At 65.6% G+C, this 15,582-nt stretch carries 18 protein-coding genes; 7 read left to right on the top strand and 11 right to left on the bottom strand.

Annotated elements, in window-relative coordinates:
* Window positions 1-3: 3 nt before the first annotated feature.
* The 6 genes from trbL (at window position 4) to KIT25_05665 (ending at window position 4,691) form a co-directional block, all read left to right on the top strand.
* Window positions 4-1,356 (top strand): P-type conjugative transfer protein TrbL, encoded by a 1,353-nt coding sequence (trbL, locus tag KIT25_05640; protein ID UYN96423.1) that lies wholly within the window; start codon window positions 4-6, stop codon window positions 1,354-1,356.
* Window positions 1,356-2,039, top strand: a complete 684-nt coding sequence (locus tag KIT25_05645; GenBank protein ID UYN96424.1) for a conjugal transfer protein TrbF — start codon at window positions 1,356-1,358, stop codon at window positions 2,037-2,039. Before trbL ends, KIT25_05645 begins: the two co-directional genes overlap by 1 nt.
* Window positions 2,036-3,061 (top strand): P-type conjugative transfer protein TrbG, encoded by a 1,026-nt coding sequence (gene trbG, locus KIT25_05650; GenBank protein ID UYN96425.1) that lies wholly within the window; start codon window positions 2,036-2,038, stop codon window positions 3,059-3,061. Before KIT25_05645 ends, trbG begins: the two co-directional genes overlap by 4 nt.
* A 71-nt stretch (window positions 3,062-3,132) precedes the next feature.
* Window positions 3,133-4,257 carry a TrbI/VirB10 family protein gene (locus tag KIT25_05655; protein UYN97834.1) on the top strand — a complete coding sequence of 375 codons (1,125 nt, stop codon included), beginning with the start codon at window positions 3,133-3,135 and terminating at the stop codon, window positions 4,255-4,257.
* A gap of 3 nt (window positions 4,258-4,260) precedes the next feature.
* Window positions 4,261-4,416 (top strand): DUF2274 domain-containing protein, encoded by a 156-nt coding sequence (locus KIT25_05660; protein ID UYN96426.1) that lies wholly within the window; start codon window positions 4,261-4,263, stop codon window positions 4,414-4,416.
* Window positions 4,404-4,691: a DUF2274 domain-containing protein gene (locus KIT25_05665; protein ID UYN96427.1), complete on the top strand. Its 288-nt coding sequence runs from the start codon at window positions 4,404-4,406 to the stop codon at window positions 4,689-4,691. The genes KIT25_05660 and KIT25_05665 overlap by 13 nt, the downstream gene beginning before the upstream one ends.
* 139 nt (window positions 4,692-4,830) lie before the next feature.
* On the opposite strand, the gene KIT25_05670 is transcribed toward KIT25_05665, so the two are convergent.
* From KIT25_05670 to KIT25_05705, 8 genes are all read right to left on the bottom strand, one after another.
* On the bottom strand, window positions 4,831-5,013 hold the full coding sequence (locus tag KIT25_05670; protein UYN96428.1) for a hypothetical protein: 183 nt from the start codon (window positions 5,011-5,013) through the stop codon (window positions 4,831-4,833).
* Window positions 5,010-5,225, bottom strand: coding sequence for a sulfite exporter TauE/SafE family protein (locus tag KIT25_05675; protein UYN96429.1), 216 nt, complete (start codon window positions 5,223-5,225; stop codon window positions 5,010-5,012). The genes KIT25_05670 and KIT25_05675 overlap by 4 nt, the downstream gene beginning before the upstream one ends.
* 59 nt (window positions 5,226-5,284) lie before the next feature.
* Window positions 5,285-5,551: a hypothetical protein gene (locus KIT25_05680; GenBank protein ID UYN96430.1), complete on the bottom strand. Its 267-nt coding sequence runs from the start codon at window positions 5,549-5,551 to the stop codon at window positions 5,285-5,287.
* 27 nt (window positions 5,552-5,578) lie between these two features.
* On the bottom strand, window positions 5,579-6,898 hold the full coding sequence (locus KIT25_05685; GenBank protein UYN96431.1) for an MFS transporter: 1,320 nt from the start codon (window positions 6,896-6,898) through the stop codon (window positions 5,579-5,581).
* 8 nt (window positions 6,899-6,906) lie between these two features.
* Entirely contained in the window at window positions 6,907-7,176 is a 270-nt protein-coding gene (locus KIT25_05690; GenBank protein UYN96432.1) for a metal-sensing transcriptional repressor, read from the bottom strand.
* 99 nt (window positions 7,177-7,275) lie between these two features.
* Window positions 7,276-8,505 (bottom strand): MFS transporter, encoded by a 1,230-nt coding sequence (locus KIT25_05695; protein UYN96433.1) that lies wholly within the window; start codon window positions 8,503-8,505, stop codon window positions 7,276-7,278.
* Window positions 8,492-9,895: a chromate efflux transporter gene (gene chrA, locus KIT25_05700; GenBank protein ID UYN96434.1), complete on the bottom strand. Its 1,404-nt coding sequence runs from the start codon at window positions 9,893-9,895 to the stop codon at window positions 8,492-8,494. The genes KIT25_05695 and chrA overlap by 14 nt, the downstream gene beginning before the upstream one ends.
* Window positions 9,896-9,912: 17 nt before the next feature.
* Window positions 9,913-10,890: a chromate resistance protein gene (locus KIT25_05705; protein UYN96435.1), complete on the bottom strand. Its 978-nt coding sequence runs from the start codon at window positions 10,888-10,890 to the stop codon at window positions 9,913-9,915.
* A 317-nt stretch (window positions 10,891-11,207) separates the two neighbouring features.
* On the opposite strand from KIT25_05705, the gene KIT25_05710 reads away from it, so the two are divergent.
* Entirely contained in the window at window positions 11,208-11,429 is a 222-nt protein-coding gene (locus tag KIT25_05710; protein ID UYN97835.1) for a DUF2274 domain-containing protein, read from the top strand.
* On the opposite strand, the gene KIT25_05715 is transcribed toward KIT25_05710, so the two are convergent.
* The 3 genes from KIT25_05715 to cysC all read right to left on the bottom strand — a co-directional run bounded on the left by KIT25_05715 (window position 11,338) and on the right by cysC (window position 15,574).
* A complete protein-coding gene (locus KIT25_05715) occupies window positions 11,338-12,291 on the bottom strand; it encodes a LysR family transcriptional regulator (GenBank protein UYN96436.1) in 954 nt (317 codons plus the stop codon). The two genes, KIT25_05710 and KIT25_05715, sit on opposite strands and share 92 nt — an antisense overlap.
* A gap of 396 nt (window positions 12,292-12,687) precedes the next feature.
* On the bottom strand, window positions 12,688-13,602 hold the full coding sequence (locus KIT25_05720; GenBank protein UYN96437.1) for a hypothetical protein: 915 nt from the start codon (window positions 13,600-13,602) through the stop codon (window positions 12,688-12,690).
* A gap of 67 nt (window positions 13,603-13,669) precedes the next feature.
* Window positions 13,670-15,574 carry an adenylyl-sulfate kinase gene (gene cysC, locus KIT25_05725; GenBank protein UYN97836.1) on the bottom strand — a complete coding sequence of 635 codons (1,905 nt, stop codon included), beginning with the start codon at window positions 15,572-15,574 and terminating at the stop codon, window positions 13,670-13,672.
* Between the last annotated feature and the right edge of the window lie 8 nt (window positions 15,575-15,582).

Here is a 15,582-nt window from a genome sequence, read left to right on the forward strand (position 1 = left end):
TCCATGGGCGGCACCGGCGTCATCGACCAATTCCTGGAGGTCTTCACCCGCTATATCGATAGCGGATTTGGCCTGCTCGGCGGCGAGGTAGCGTTCATAGCCACGACGCTGATCGTCATCGACGTGACATTGGCCGCGCTGTTCTGGAGCTGGGGCGCCGACGACGACATCATGGCGCGCCTGGTCAAGAAGACGCTGTTCGTCGGCGTCTTCGCCTACATCATCGGCAATTGGAATAGCCTCGCGCGCATCGTGTTCGAGAGCTTCGCGGGGCTCGGCCTGAAGGCGTCGGGCACTGGATTTACCGTCGAAGATCTCATGCGCCCCGGCCGCGTTGCGCAGACCGGCCTCGACGCCGGCCGCCCGCTGCTCGATTCCATCTCCAACCTGATGGGCTGGATCGCCTTCTTCGAGAACTTCATCCAGATCGCCTGCCTGTTGTTCGCCTGGGCGCTGGTGCTGCTCGCCTTCTTCATTCTCGCCGTCCAGCTCTTCGTCACCCTGATCGAATTCAAGCTGACGACGCTTGCGGGCTTCGTGCTGATCCCGTTCGGCCTGTTCGGCAAATCCGCGTTCATGGCCGAACGCGTCCTCGGCAACGTCATATCGAGCGGCATCAAGGTTCTGGTGCTCGCCGTCATCATCGGCATCGGCTCGACGTTGTTCTCCCAGTTCACCGCCGGCTTCGCGAACCAGACACCGACGATCGACCAGGCGATGGCGATCGTGCTTGCCGCGCTCTCGCTGCTGGGCCTCGGAATCTTCGGCCCTGGCATCGCCAACGGCCTCGTCTCTGGCGGTCCGCAGCTCGGCGCCGGCGCGGCCGTCGGAACTGGGCTCGCGGCGGGCGGCGCTCTGGTCGCGGCCGGCGCGGCTGGCGGAATGGCCCTTCGCGGCGGCGCCGCTGCTCTTTCCGGAACTGCCGCTGCCGCTCGAGGGGGAGCGGCCCTGGCCGGTGGCGCCTCGACGGCCTACAGCCTCGGCGCTGCCGGCCAGTCGGGCGTGTCCGCCGTCGGATCTGGACTCGGTGGCGTTGCTCGCGCCGCTGGCGCGGCCGCCAGCTCACCGCTGCGTCGCGCGGCCTCCCGGGCAGCAGACGGCATGAAGTCGAGCTTCTCCGATGGCGCCAAGTCCGCGTTCGCCGCGACGGGTGGCACATCGACCATGGGCACGATCGGCGGGCTCGCGGCCGATGCTGCGCCGGCCGCTGCGGCTGACGGGCCGCCGGCCTGGGCCCAGCGCATGAAGCGCTCTCAGGCCTTGAGCCACGGTGTGACGGCGGCCGCCCACGCCGTTCGCAGCGGTGACAGCCATGGCGGCGGCTCCTCTATCAACCTCTCTCAAGGCGATCGCTGATGTTCAAACGACCTTCTACTCACTACGGCAAACCACCAGAACCTGAGACGCCTTACCAGCGCGCCGCGCAGGTCTGGGACGAGCGCATCGGCGCCGCGCGCGTCCAGGCGAAGAATTGGCGGCTCATGGCGTTCGGCTCGCTGATCCTGTCCGCTGGTTTCGCGGCGGCGCTTGTCTGGCAATCGGCCCGCGGCACGATCGTGCCATGGGTTGTGCAGGTCGACCGGCTCGGCCAAGCGCAGGCGGTGGCGCCAGCGGTCGCCGACTATCGTCCCACCGATCCGCAGATCGCTTTTCATCTCGCGCGCTTCATCGAGCAGGTCCGCTCGATTCCGTCCGACGCCATCATCGTTCGGCAGAACTGGCTGCGCGCCTACGACTTCACGACCGACCGCGGCGCGATGGCGCTGAACGACTACGCGCGATCCAACGACCCTTTTACCAAGGTCGGCCGACAACAGATCGCCGTCGACGTCTCCAGCGTCATCCGGGCCTCGCCGGACAGTTTCCGCGTCGCCTGGGTCGAGCGCCGGTACGAGAACGGCCAGCTCGCCGAGACGACCCGCTGGACCGCCATCCTCACCATCGTCGTGCAGGTTCCACGCAACGCCGATCGGCTGCGCGCCAACCCGCTCGGCATCTACGTCAACGCCATCAACTGGTCACGGGAGCTTGGGCAATGAAGCCGTCTTTCCGTAAAGCCGGAAATCCGGCTTCTCGCACGTCCACATTTGCGGTTCTCCTGCTGTGCACGTCGGCGCTCGCCGGCTGCGCCACGGCGAACAGGCCGCCAGAGATCTCCTATGATGACGCCGTGCCAGCGGCGCTGAGCGCCAATCCTCCGGTTCCCGTGCGCGTGGTCGAGCTGCCGCGACCTCTGCCACTCCCCGGTCAGATGAAGCCCGTCGAGCCGTCCCGCGGCACGCCTGAGCCTACCGATCCGACAGCCCGCGTTAATCAGGCCAACGCCGCCGCGCGTGTGCAGCCGGTCCGCGATGGCTTCATCAACGCCATGCAGGTCTATCCCTATACCGGCGGCGCGCTCTATCAGGTCTACACCGCCGTCGGCCAGATCACCGACATCGCTCTTCAGCCGGGCGAGCAACTGGTCGGCTCCGGCCCGGTCGCCGCCGGCGACACGGTTCGCTGGATCATCGGCGACACGGTGAGCGGCTCGGGCGCGACCCAGCAAGTTCATATCCTGGTGAAGCCGACCCGCGCCGACTTGATGACGAATCTCATCATCAACACCAATCTGCGCACCTACCACATGGAGCTGCGCTCGACCGAGCGCACCTATATGGCTTCGGTGTCCTGGCAGTATCCGCAGGATCAGCTCATCGCGCTGCGCCGCCAGAACGCGCAGGCCGAGGCCAGCAGTCCCGTCGCCACCGGCGTCGACCTCGCCAACATCAATTTCCGCTATGCCATCGAAGGCGATCGTGCGCCGTGGCGGCCACTGCGCGCCTACGATGATGGACGCCAGGTCTTCATCGAGTTTCCGCGTGGCATCGGTCAGGGCGAGATGCCGCCGCTGTTTGTGGTCGGTCCGGAGGGCAACACCTCCGAGCTCGTGAACTACCGCGTCCGTGCCAACTACATGATCGTCGACCGGCTGTTCGCGGCCGCGGAGCTGCGTTTCGGCGCTGGCGACCGCCAGAAGCGCGTCCGGATCGTCCGCACCGATGGGAGGCCGGCGTCGTGAGCGAGCCAGAACCCCGGAAAGAAGAAGACGAGGCGCCGCTGACCGGGTCGGCGGACGACGCGGCCGCCCCGATGCGGCTGCGCGCGGATGCGCCGCGCGTTACGCGGCTCTCGCGCAAGGTGCTCGCCGGCCTCGGACTCGTGGCGAGCGTCGGAATCGGCGCCGCGTTGATCTATGCGCTCCAGACCGGCGACGCGGGGAGGCCGGCGGACGAACTTTACTCGACCGATAATCGGTCGACCGCCGATGGCCTGGCCGGATTGCCGCGCGATTACAGCGGTGTTCCCCAATTGGGTCCGCCGCTTCCGGGCGACCTCGGGCGACCCATTCTGGGCGCGCAAAATCGTGGCCAGCCATTGCCAAACCAGGCCGGCCTCAGCGCGGAGGAGCAACGCCGGCTGCAGGAAATAGAGACCGCCCGCGTCAGTAGGCTGTTCAGCGGCGCCGAGAACAGGTCCATGGCCTCGACGGGCCCCGGCGCCGCGACGATCGCGCCGCCGCCCACTCCGGACCTCACCGGCCTCGGCCTCGCGCCGCCACCCGCCACCCCATCGGCCCAGGATCGACAGCTCGCATTTCTCAATGCGGCGGCCGATCGGCGCACCGTCGCACCCGATCGCGTCGCCGCACCGGCGTCGCCTTACATCCTTCAGGCAGGCGCCGTGATCGCGGCGGCGCTCATCACCGGCATCCGCTCCGACCTACCCGGCCAGATCACCGCGCAGGTGACGGAGAACATCTATGACAGCCCAACGGGACGTATCCTCCTGGTGCCGCAAGGCACGCGCGTGATCGGCCAGTACAATAACAGCGTTCAGTTCGGTCAGAGCCGCGTGCTCCTGGTCTGGAACCGGCTGATCTTCCCAAACGGGCGCTCGATCGTTCTCGAGCGCCAGCCCGGCGCCGATGCGGAGGGTTACGCCGGCCTTCAGGATGGCGTCGATTATCATTGGTGGGAGCTGGCGAAAGCTGCGGGGCTCTCCACGTTGCTGAGCGTCGGAGCCGAGCTCGCCACTAATGACGACGACCGCCTGGTCCAGGCCATCCGCAACGGTGGGCAGGACACCATCAACGATGCCGGCCAGCAGATCGTGCGCCGCCAGCTCAACGTCGCCCCGACACTGACGATCCGGCCGGGCTTTCCCGTTCGCGTCATCGTTACGCGGGATTTGGTGCTCGAACCCTACGGAGATTAGCTGATGGCCAAGCTCAAGCTGGGGCCGCTCGAAGACGACAAGCCGGCGAAGATCTCAATGGAGTTGCCCGCTGCACTTTACCGCGATCTCATCGCCTATGCTGATTATCTGAACAGTCAACATGTCTCACCAGTAGGAGGTGAACCATGCCGGATTTGAGGCTCGGTCGGTTGCCGAAGGTTGGCGTCGTCCGCATGACCATCATCTTGCCGGAGCCACTTAAGGAGGAACTCGACCAGTATGCAGCCGAACACAGCCGGCTGTACGAACCCGTGGACACCGCAGCGCTGGTCCCGCACATGCTAGAAGCCTTCCTCCGTTCGGATCGCGGTTGGCGCAGCCGTAAGGCGAAGGGAGGCCGTGCGCGTCAGCCAGGGGTGCCTCCAGCCAGCAAAAAGGCATTAAGCGGTGCCGAAGGCGATGGCTCCGCCTGAAGCTGTCCTTTTGCCGAACCTAACGGTTGGCACCCTAAGCGGAATATTGGTTCCGACCCTCTGGCGGAATTTCGGTCGCCGCCGCACGAACTCACGTCCATGACCGCTAGCGGGCGTTCGTTTAGGGCACCTAACTCCGTCACCGCATCAGGATCTCACGCAGGGCAACCGCAACGAGAACGATACCTGCAACCGCCTCGATCGTCCGCGTGAATGCGGCAATCTGCCTTGGCCGCGTCTCCGGCAGGCGTGTCACCTGTTGACGGAAAAACACGGCGGTCACCGCGACAAGGGATAGCGTCGCCGCCACGCCCGCCATCATGGCAACGGCAAGGCGATGCCGGCCTCGGGCACGCCCCGCGTGATCGCGAAGGTCATGACGAACAGCGTCAGCGGACAGGGGATCAGTCCCGCCATGAAGCCGACGGCGGCACCTTCCCCAACGCCATGGGCATGGTTCGCACGCCTCGACGCCCGCCACAGCATCCACAAGCCGATAACGCCGAGCAGGCCGCGGCTCAAATCCTCGAGCAATGGTGCCCGGCCGACGCCGCCGAAGGCGATTGAGACCAGGGGAAGTGACAGCAGCGCGATCAGGAGACGGCCATGCTCACATGCGTGAAAGACAGCGCGAGCGAAGCCATCAGGCTGCGCGCCATTCCCACGGACGATCCCGCCAGATAGGTGGCAAGCACCGACTTGCTGTGTCCCGGCGTCATGGCGTGGACGGCGCCGAATACGATGCCCATCGGCAGGAAGGCGGCGAGCGCGGTCCAGCTGCCGCCGCCGGCAAACGCGCCAATGCGGTCGGCGAACGTCAGATAGATCTCGCGTTGGACCTCAATAACCCATTGCAGCATACAGACCCAATCGTCACTCCTTGCCGCTCACGGCTCGCGCGGCCATTGCGGATGCAGGTTGTCGACGACGAAGGCGTGAGCATGGCGGCCCTCACCGTGCCGCGCTCCCTCCGCCCAATGCGGATCGTCGTCGGAAAGGCCGGGATGCCGGTGCTCAACGACTTCCGGGTCGGAAGCCGGCCACAGAAGGGCCGCTGCCACGAGAGCGGCGGCCGCAATCACGGCCAGGATCAGGAATGTCGCGTTGGGCCCGACGGAGGCGCCGAGCCATCCGGCCAGCGGATAGGTTACAAGCCAGCAGGCATGCGACAACGCAAACTGCGCCGCGAACAAGGCGGGCCGGTCCTCGGGTTGCGAGGAACGCCGCAGCAGCCGGCCCGAGGGCGTCTGGGCCGCCGAATAGCCGAGGCCGAGAACGAACCAGAGCAGCAGAAGGAGCTGGTAGCCCGAGACAGTGGCCCCAGCCACGAGACCAAGGATCATAAGGATCACGCCTGCCAGCATCGCCGCGCGGTCGGATATGGCTTCGAGCAGCCTTGGCAGGGCGAGTGCGGCGACCATCGACCCGCCGCCGAACGCCGCCAGCGCCAGCGCGGTCGCGCGCTGCGACAAACCGAACTCTCCCTGCACGATGACCACAGTATTGACGATCGCCATCGCACCGGCGGCGGAGACCGCCATGTTGACCGCCAGCAGCCCACGCAGCCTCGGGGTGGCGAGGTAAATGCGGGAGCCACGCGTGGTTCGCTCGTAAATGGGGCGCGGCGTGGAAGGCCTGGGGCTGGGGAGCAGAACCGAGACGACCAGAGCGGCCGAGGCCAGGAAGCCGATCACGGTGCCGGCGAAGAGCGCATAGAAGCTCATCACCGTGAGAAGGGCCGCAGCGAGCATCGGGCTGAGAAGGCTTTCGAGATCATAGGCCAATCGCGACAGGGAGAGCGCCCGCGTGTAGTCCTTCTCGTCCGGCAGGACGTCGGGTATGGTCGCCTGAAATGTCGGTGTGAAGCCCGCCGATGCCGACTGCAGCAGAAAGATCAGCACATAGACCTGCCAGACCTCGGTGACGAAGGGGAGAGCCACCGCCACCGCCGCGCGCACGAGGTCGAGACTGACCAGGATCGCGCGCCGGGGCAGCCGTTCGGCAAAGGCGGCCGCCACGGGTGCGACGCCGACATAGGCGATCATCTTGATCGCCAGCGCCGTTCCCAGCACCGCGCCGGCCTCGCCGCCGGCCAGCTCGAACGCCAGAAGCCCGAGCGCGACCGTGGCCAGCCCGGTGCCGATCAGCGCGATCACCTGCGCGGCGAAGAGATGACGGTAGGTGCGGTTTGCGAGAATGCCGAGCACTGGCTGTCCTAAAGGTACTTGGTGATCTCCTTGAACTCCTCGATCGAGCGCTGCTGGCCGGCGGGCAAGGCCTGTGCGGCGTCGCCGAGGCAGTGATCGAGATGGTCGCGGATGAGCGTCTTCTTGGCCTGGCCTATGGCCTTCTCGACCGCTTGCAGCTGCTGCGCGAGTTCAAGGCAGGGCCGGCCGGCTTCGATCATCGCGACGACGCTGCGCAGATGGCCTTCGGCGCGCTTCAGGCGCTTGACGATGGCGGGGTGCGAGGAATGGGTGGACATGCCTCCGGCCTATCCTCCTGGGGAGGATAGAGTCAAGGTCGCTGGGGACGTGAACTCCGCCGCAGACTTCGATTGCCGCGGAAGTGCTCAACGGCCAACCTACTTACGCTCTTCCGGCGGCTTGATGTGGCGGAACTGCGCAAGCAGCAGCAGGTCGTAGGTGATCTTGAGCGCGCCGCAGATCAGGAGCGGCCAGGCCTTGTAGGATGCGGCAAACAAGGCGCCGGCCAGTGCGGGGCTGGCGGATGCGGCGAGGCTGCGCGGAACGGAGGTGAAGCTCGCGGCGGCGGCGCGCTCGGCCTCCGTTACCAGGGCCATGACGTATGACGAGCGCGTCGGCACGTCCATCTGGGAAAGCGCTGCCCGGATCAGCAGCAGGGCAAGGGCAATGCCCAGGTTGGGGGCGAGCGCCGCCAGCATCAGGGCGATGCTGGAGGGAATGTGGGTGAACACCATCGTGTTGACGAGCCCGATGTGCCGCGACAGCCAGGCGGCGACGGGAAATGAGAAAGCCGACAGTATGCTCGACCAGAAGAAAAACACGCCCGCGGCTGACAGGGAGAGATCAAACCGCTCGAACAGCCACAGCGCCAGCAGCGACTGCACGACGAACCCGCCGGCGAAGGCGTCGAGGCTGAAGAGTGCCGCGAGCCTGAAGACGATGGCGCGGGAGGGGCCAAGCGCGGCGGCCGGCTCGCTTGCGGGCGGGCGCTTGGGGATGCGTGCATAGAACAGGCCACCCAGGAGCCCGACAACCGCATAGAGGACGAACATCAGCTTGATCGCCGTGAGTTGGCCGAGCCCGACCGTGGTCATCACATCGGGGGCGGCCGCAGCGAGCGCGCCAACGGCGCTTGCGAGCGCTCCTACAAGGCTGTAGCGCGCGAACATCCTCGTCCGGTTGGCGTCACTCACTTCCCGTGTCAGCGCCGCGTGCTCGATCGGCACGAACACGCTCACACTGCCGGCCGACGGGTTGATCGTGCCTGCGAAGGCGACGATCAGAAGGAGCGCGTAATCGTGAACCACGGCGAAGGCGACGCCGGTAGCGATCATCAGGCTCGCAGCGGCCAGTAGAAGCTGACGATGATCGAAGCGCGGGCCAAGGAAGCCGGCTGCAATAGTGAGCAGCGCCGAGCCGAGGAGCGATGCGGTGGCGATGATGCCGACCTCGAGCGGGCTGAAGCCGAGCGCAAGCAGATAGACCGGCAGGAGGACGGCCACGAAGCCGTCGCCGAAATCGCGCAGCGCCCGCGCTGCAAAGAGGCAGGTCGTCGGGTGGAGCCACTTGCGCGGCTGGACGTCCGTTTGAGCGTCAGAGGAGCCCATAGGCGAGCCCCGCCAGGGAACAGGCGGCGAGCACCTTCAGCATACCGACCTTGAAGCGGAACACGGCGATCAGCGCGCCCATGGTGAGCACGAGCGAGGCCACGTTGACCGAGCTCAAGATCGGCACATCGACGCTCATGCCGAAGCTGCTCACCTCGATCAGCTCGCCGAAGAGCACGTGCAGCCCGAACCACACCGCGAGATTGAGGATGACGCCGACGACGGCCGCGGTGATCGTCGCCAGCGCGGCCGACAGCGCCCGGTTGCTGCGTAGCGCCTCGACATAGGGCGCGCCGAGGAAGATCCACAGGAAGCAGGGCGTGAAGGTCACCCAAGTGGTGAGCAGGCCACCGAGCGTGGCCGCCAGCAACGGATCGAGCGACCCGGGCGCGCGGAAGGCTCCCATGAAGCCGACGAATTGCGTGACCATGATCAGCGGCCCGGGCGTGGTCTCGGCCATGGCAAGCCCGTCCAGCATCTCTCCGGGTTGGAGCCAGTGATAGGTCTCCACGGCCTGCTGCGCCACATAGGCGAGAACGGCATAGGCCCCGCCGAAGGTCACCACCGCCATCTTGGAGAAGAAGACAGCGATATCGGCAAAGACATTGCCGGTGCCAAAGGCGGCGACAAGGGCAACCACCGGCGTAAGCCACAGGACGAGGAAGACGCCGGCGATCTTCAACGCCCAGCCAACCGAAGGCCGCGCGTGGGCCGGGATCGTCTCGCCGAGGACGCTCTCCGCGTCGGCGACCTGCCTGTCGCCCACCTTGCCGTGCCCGTTGGCGGCGAGGAAGGGCGCAAGGCCAGCGCGCCCGCCAGCAAAGCCGATAAGGGCTGCTGTCAGAATGATGAGCGGGAACGGAACGTGGAAGAAGAAGATGGCTATGAAGGCAGCCGCGGCGAGTGCCATCATGACGTTGTTCTTGAGGGCGCGCTTGCCGACGCGCACGACGGCCTCGAGCACGATGGCGAGCACCGCCGCCTTAAGCCCGAAGAACAGCGCCTCGACGGCGCCGACATTGCCGAAGAGCGCGTAGATCCAGCTCAGGCCCATGATGGCGACGACGCCCGGCAACACGAACAGCGTGCCGGCGACGAGCCCGCCCTTGGTCTTGTGGAGGAGCCAGCCGATATAGACGGCGAGCTGCTGCGCCTCCGGTCCCGGCAGGAGCATGCAGTAGTTGAGCGCGTGCAGGAAGCGGTTCTCGCCGATCCAGCGCTTCTCCTCGACGATGATCCGGTGCATCACCGCGATCTGCCCGGCCGGGCCGCCGAAGGAGAGCGCCGCCACCCGCGCCCAGACGCGCACGGCCTCTCCGAACGGGATGCCGTGGTCGGGCGCAGTGTTGCGCTCGATGGATTGTGTGTCGTTGCTTGCGATCTTGTTCATCGATCCATCCCTGCGCGTCAGCGGCGCTTCTTGCGGAAATACTGGTAAAGGTTATCGAAGACGGGTGCTCCCTGAGCGATGCGCTCCTCGTCGTCCGCATGAGCGATCGCGATGCCGGCGATGAGATGGGCGATGCCGGTCGCTTCCTCGCGTGCGAACTTGCCGTCCTTGAGGTCGATGTCGTGGACAATCTCGGCGATCGCCCGAAGGGCCGGGTCGTCGAGACCGGTGCGGGCGAGCAGCACCTCGAAGCTGCAGCGGTCGCCCTCATGAGTGAACTCGCCCTCGAACATGTCGAAGCGCAGCTCGCCCGGCTTGGGGACATAGCCCTTGCCCGGCACGAAGCGGATGACGGCATCGGGGTCGATGAAGCGGCGGATCAGCCAGCTGCAGGCGATGCGGTCGATGTGGACGCCTTTGCGCGTGACCCAGATACGACCTTTGAGGTCGTCTGTCCGCGCAGCCTCGGGCTCTGCGGCGTCCATGTCGTTGTCCGCTACGAGCCGGCTCTCGAGTTCAGCAATGGCACCTTCCGCACCGAGCCGCCCGGTGGCGCCGAAGAAGTCAATCACAATGACATCGGCGAGCCGCTTGCGCAGGCGCCGGGCATGGGCGCGCGCGTCCGTCTTCTCCTCACCGCCCGCCGCCGCATCGAACGTCTCCGCGAGCGCCCGGACCTCGGTCGCAATCGCCTCGTAGTCGGCATCACGCGCCGTGTCGAAAAGCGCCCGCGCCTGGTCGTCCGAGAGACCGTCGATCAGGCGCGCCTCGCAGACCAGCGCCTCGCCGCCGCCCTCGACGATCTCCTTCAGGAGCCACGCGAAATCCTCCCGCGTCTCGGCAGTTGCCGGAAGTGCGTAGACGGTGCTCTTCACCGCGACGGCGCCGATGGCCTGCAGCCGGCGCCAGACCTTGACGCGCAAATAGGCCGGCTTGCTGGGAAGCTGGTGGATCAGAAGGAGCCAGGGTTGGTTTGGTGATCGGTCATCGTCCATGAAAAGACCGTATCATTGAGGTAATGAAAAGGAACAGATGTATCACAATCTCTCGGACATCCAGATGGGTTGGCCGCTGCCTCCGGCGGTACCAAGCGGCCGTCACTGAGCCCGCATCTGTGCGCCGCCGCGGCCGCAGCAACGCACAGATGCGGCGTCATCCCGCCGGCCCCGCCGGAGGAATGAAGGGCGGACAGGTCCGTGAGGTACAGTTGCGGGATCGAAACCTTCTCGGTCGTTGTTCGCAAGCCGCGACGGGCTCCCGCTGCGGCGTACGACAACCTTCTGGCACCATGAACTGAATGCGACGATGATCGCTGCGCTTACCGTCCAAGCGTCGCGGACGTGAGACACGCTTGGAGAGTCCGGATAATGCCGAGATCCTTGGCCGCGAAAGCGGCCAAGCTCTCGACCCCGCTAAGCTGATCGCACCAATGATTGAGCGTTTTATGGCGACGGATCGGGGATTCGCGAAGATGCGCCACGCGGCCCGTTCCCGTTCGCAACCGGCGGGTAGCGCTCCTCCAAGAGGCGAATGAAGTTCCGGAGCGCTGGGTTCTCGTTGCCGTCTCGCCAATAGGCGCGATACCCGATCCGGGTCGAGCCGTTGCCGTCGCGCGCCTCGCGGTAGACGACGCCGGTATAGCTGGCTCCCATGCAGGCCTCACACATAAGGCTGACGCCTCGGTTGGCCCCAACCAGGCTCTTGATGTTTTCCGGGCTCACATCGTGCCGGACGACGTCGGGCAGATCGCCAGGGGAACTGAGCTTGGCAACGAGGATGTCTTGGATCTCCGGTCCCGGATCGCGCTCGCTCAGCAAGAAGCGCTCATGTTTTAAGTCTGTCCAATAGATGACTTCGTTCGCTGCGAGCGGATGATCCTCGGGCAGAGCGACGATGATGCGCTCGCTCCAGAGCACCATCGAGCGATTGCAATCTGAAGCCGGCTCCCCGGTGACGATGGCGATGTCGATCATGCTATTCTGTATTCCGTCGAACAATCGCGTTCGCGATCCTTCGATAGTTTTGATCTCAACCTGGGGAAAGCGACGGCCGTACTCGACAAGACTTGCCCTGAGATTGCCGGCTGAGAGGGACGTGTAGAAGCCGATCGTCAAGTACCCGGCCTCGCCGCGTCCGACGGCCTTGGCTCCGTCGACGACAATCTGCAAATCATTGAGAACCCGGCGAACGCCGCTCACAAAGTCCCGGCCTGCCGCCGTCGGCCTGACGCCGCCATTCGTTCGTTCGAACAACGCTACGCCGAGTTGCTCCTCCAGATGTCGGATTCGTCGGCTGAGATTAGACTGCTTGAGGGCGAGCAGATCTGCCGCCTTGCGAAAACTGCCACAGCGTTCCGCCGCCTCAGCGTATCGCAGATGTTTAAGCTCGATCGACACGAGAGCGCTCGTTTCGCCGCGCGGAAACAGCGCTGTCGAAGAACGCACCGCGTTCCGCATACATCGGAAGCGCTCGGTAGACGTCGTCTGCGCATTTCATCATCTGTGACGCTCCTCACGCTGTTCAATATTCGCCCCGATACCTACCGGACCTGGAGACTAACGTAGCCGCTCATCTATGGCGGCTTGGGACTTCGCTCTCAAAAGCAAACATAGTATCTCCAAGTCATTCAGAAGGTGCTCGGGATCGCGGTCGACTGCGGTCCTAAGAGCGTCCTTCAGCCAGTCGCTCATGCCAGGATGGGCGAGCACCCACGCAATCTGCTTTTCGGCCTCTAGGAGAGGCTCAACGGGCGATTGGGAAGCGGCCATTCTGCTCTCCCTTCGTTCCCTTGGTCACGGGTTGCACTCCCCGCATTGCCCCGGGTCCGCTGTCGCCGCCTTCACCGCGCGCTCTTCCCGGTAACCGCACCCCTCACAGCTATAGACATCAGCTTTCAGCGCGAGCGTTGGGCCTCCGCACCATGAGCATGGCAGGCCGGATAGCCGCTTGGTGATGGCAAATCCGGGTCGAGCGCAGATCGGGCACAGGCTCCGAAACCGGCGGACAAGGTCCAGCGTCGCGCGTTTAATGGCGCGCATTCGGGTGGGGTTGCGATGGGCGCGCATATCGGTCTCAACGAAGGCGGCGCCGCAGATCGTGATCACCTCCTCAATCGCCCTTTGCAGTTCGGCCCAAGCGTCAATGCCCTTGATCAGCGCGCACCTGGGCGCCGGCTGCTGATCGACGCAGCCCATGACGATCACCCCATGTCCGGGAAATCGCGCGCGTTCGGCGAACGCACTGGCGCCGGTCAGGTCCGTAACGACCGCATGGCCAAAATTCGTCGACAGACCCGCATAATGACCGATCAATTCAAGACCGCTGACGCGGTCCTTCATTACGACAATCTCGCGGCCGATCGGGACGAAGGGAATTTGGGGATGTGGCCCGAAGCTGCCTTCGCTGGCGACTGCCACACGTGCATGCGGTACGTGTTCGAACGCCGCGGCGATCTTGGCGCGGGCGGCGTCGAGTTGCGAACCGGTTCGCTCGATCTCGCGGCTGAAGGTCCCGAAGCGGTCGGTATCGAAGGCCCGTGGCACAACGCAATCGAGGCCGAGCGCCTCCGCAAGCAAAGGGGCGATCACGCGTTCCTTGCCGTGCATCGTGGCGATCACCGTCCGTGCGCCGGCCAGATGGAATTGGTCGCCGCCGACCTGATCGGGAAGCGCGTGGGCGGGGGTGTCGCGGGAATCAGAGATCGGCATGGAGGCGCGACCCCGCGTCGATTCGGAAATGGCTATCCGCTGTGCTGTACATTTTGGCGAAAGCTCCCTAGTCATCGGTCACCTTGAGAGTACGGTCGAGCTTGAGAAGATGGAGAACCCGATCCGCCAGCGCCTCGGCCGGCCCGTCGTGAGAAGCGAGGCGCAGTTCCGGCGCCTCAGGCGTCTCGTAAGGCGCGTCGATGCCGGGGACATGCGTGATTCTTCCAGCCCGGGCCTTCGCATAAAGCCCCTTGGGATCGCGCGCTTCCGCCACCGTCAGCGGCGCATCGACAAAGATCTCATAGAATGGATGACTGCCGGCGATCTCACGCGCGAGCGCCCGGTCGCGCGCATAGGGTGAAATCACGCAGACCAGCACGACAAGCCCGGCATCGGCCATCAGTTTTGCGACCTCGGCCATGCGGCGGATGTTCTCGACCCGATCCGCCTCGGTGAAGCCGAGATCGCGATTGAGCCCGTGGCGGACATTGTCGCCGTCCAGCACAAATGGATGGAAGCCGGCGGCCATCAGCTTGCGGTCGACGATGTTCGCAATCGTCGACTTGCCAGCCCCCGACAGTCCGGTGAACCACAGGATCGCCGGGCGCTGCCCCTGCGCCGCGGCGCGCGCATCGGGAGCGGTATCGAAGGCTTGCCAGGGGATATTGCCGGCGCGCCGCAGCGCGAAGTCGATCATCCCGGCGCCCACCGTGGCATGGGTGATGCGATCGACCAGCACGAAGCCGCCCATGTCGCGGTTCTCGGCATAAGGGTCGAAGGCCACTGGGCGATCGGCAGCGAGGTTCACGACCGCGAGTTCGTTCATTGCGAGCTGACGGGCAGCCAGATGCGCACGCGTGTCGATGTCGATCCGATGCTTCAGTGCTGTGATGCTCACCGGCACTTCGTCGGTGCCGAGCCGCATCAGGTATTGGCGGCCGGGGATCATGGGCGCCTCGCCCAACCACAGCAGATGCGCCTGAAACTGATCCGCGATAGCGGGCGGGCTATCGGCGGCGGCCAGCACGTCGCCGCGGCTTACGTCCACGTTGCGGTCGAGCACCAGCGTGACCGACTGCCCCGCGACGGCCTGACCGAGATCACATTCCGGGATGATGCGCGTGACCACGGTAGGCGCGCCGGAGCGTGCCACCGTCAACTCGTCTCCCGGTCGCACCCGGCCGCCCACGATCCGTCCGCAGTAGCCGCGAAAATCCTGGCCGGCGCGACTGACCCACTGCACCGGCATGCGAAATGGTCCGATCTCCAGCGCATCGTCGACGTCGACCGACTCGAGCCATCCGATGATCGTAGGGCCCTCGAACCAGGGCATCGCGGCCGAGCGGCCCAACACATTGTCGCCCTTGAGCGCCGAGACCGGGACGGCAACCGCGTCGGTGAAGCCGAGCGCTTCGGCAAGGTCGGCAATCTCGGCCGCATGACGCTCGAACGCAGTGCGGTCGAAGCCAACCAGGTCCATCTTGTTCACCGCCACGGCGACGTGGCGGATGCCCATCAAGGCGAGGATATGAGCATGACGTCGCGTCTGGGTGAGGACGCCCTTGCGCGCGTCCACCAGCAGCAGGGCGGCATCCGCCTGCGATGCGCCGGTGGCCATGTTGCGCGTGTATTGCTCGTGGCCCGGACAGTCGGCGACGACAAACTTGCGCTTGTCGGTCTCAAAGAAACGCCAGGCGACGTCGATCGTGATGCCCTGCTCGCGCTCGGACATGAGCCCGTCGAGCAGCAGCGCGAAGTCGAGATCGCCCTCCGGCACACGGCCTTTGCTGTCATTGAACAGGCGCGCAAGCTGATCCTCGTAGACGCAGTCGGCGTCGTAGAGGATTCGCCCGAGCAGCGTGGATTTGCCGTCATCGACGCTGCCGCACGTCAACAGGCGAAGCTGCGACTTGGCTTGCTCGGCGGCGATGACGCGGGCGATTATGGCGTCCGGGCTTTCCTCTTCCGGCATCTGATGGG

The sequence above is a fragment of the Enhydrobacter sp. genome (assembly GCA_025808875.1).
In the GTDB taxonomy this organism is placed as follows: Bacteria; Pseudomonadota; Alphaproteobacteria; order Reyranellales; family Reyranellaceae; genus Reyranella.

Coding starts and splice junctions, on each gene's coding strand:
- cysC (UYN97836.1), bottom strand. CDS start 15,574: ATGCCGGAAGAGGAAAGCCCGGACGCCATAATCGCCCGCGTCATCGCC.
- KIT25_05645 (UYN96424.1), top strand. CDS start 1,356: ATGTTCAAACGACCTTCTACTCACTACGGCAAACCACCAGAACCTGAG.
- KIT25_05695 (UYN96433.1), bottom strand. CDS start 8,505: ATGGGCTCCTCTGACGCTCAAACGGACGTCCAGCCGCGCAAGTGGCTC.
- trbG (UYN96425.1), top strand. CDS start 2,036: ATGAAGCCGTCTTTCCGTAAAGCCGGAAATCCGGCTTCTCGCACGTCC.
- KIT25_05670 (UYN96428.1), bottom strand. CDS start 5,013: ATGATGGCGGGCGTGGCGGCGACGCTATCCCTTGTCGCGGTGACCGCC.
- KIT25_05655 (UYN97834.1), top strand. CDS start 3,133: ATGCGGCTGCGCGCGGATGCGCCGCGCGTTACGCGGCTCTCGCGCAAG.
- KIT25_05705 (UYN96435.1), bottom strand. CDS start 10,890: ATGGACGATGACCGATCACCAAACCAACCCTGGCTCCTTCTGATCCAC.
- KIT25_05660 (UYN96426.1), top strand. CDS start 4,261: ATGGCCAAGCTCAAGCTGGGGCCGCTCGAAGACGACAAGCCGGCGAAG.
- KIT25_05690 (UYN96432.1), bottom strand. CDS start 7,176: ATGTCCACCCATTCCTCGCACCCCGCCATCGTCAAGCGCCTGAAGCGC.
- trbL (UYN96423.1), top strand. CDS start 4: ATGGGCGGCACCGGCGTCATCGACCAATTCCTGGAGGTCTTCACCCGC.
- KIT25_05720 (UYN96437.1), bottom strand. CDS start 13,602: ATGCCGATCTCTGATTCCCGCGACACCCCCGCCCACGCGCTTCCCGAT.
- KIT25_05680 (UYN96430.1), bottom strand. CDS start 5,551: ATGCTGCAATGGGTTATTGAGGTCCAACGCGAGATCTATCTGACGTTC.
- KIT25_05665 (UYN96427.1), top strand. CDS start 4,404: ATGCCGGATTTGAGGCTCGGTCGGTTGCCGAAGGTTGGCGTCGTCCGC.
- chrA (UYN96434.1), bottom strand. CDS start 9,895: ATGAACAAGATCGCAAGCAACGACACACAATCCATCGAGCGCAACACT.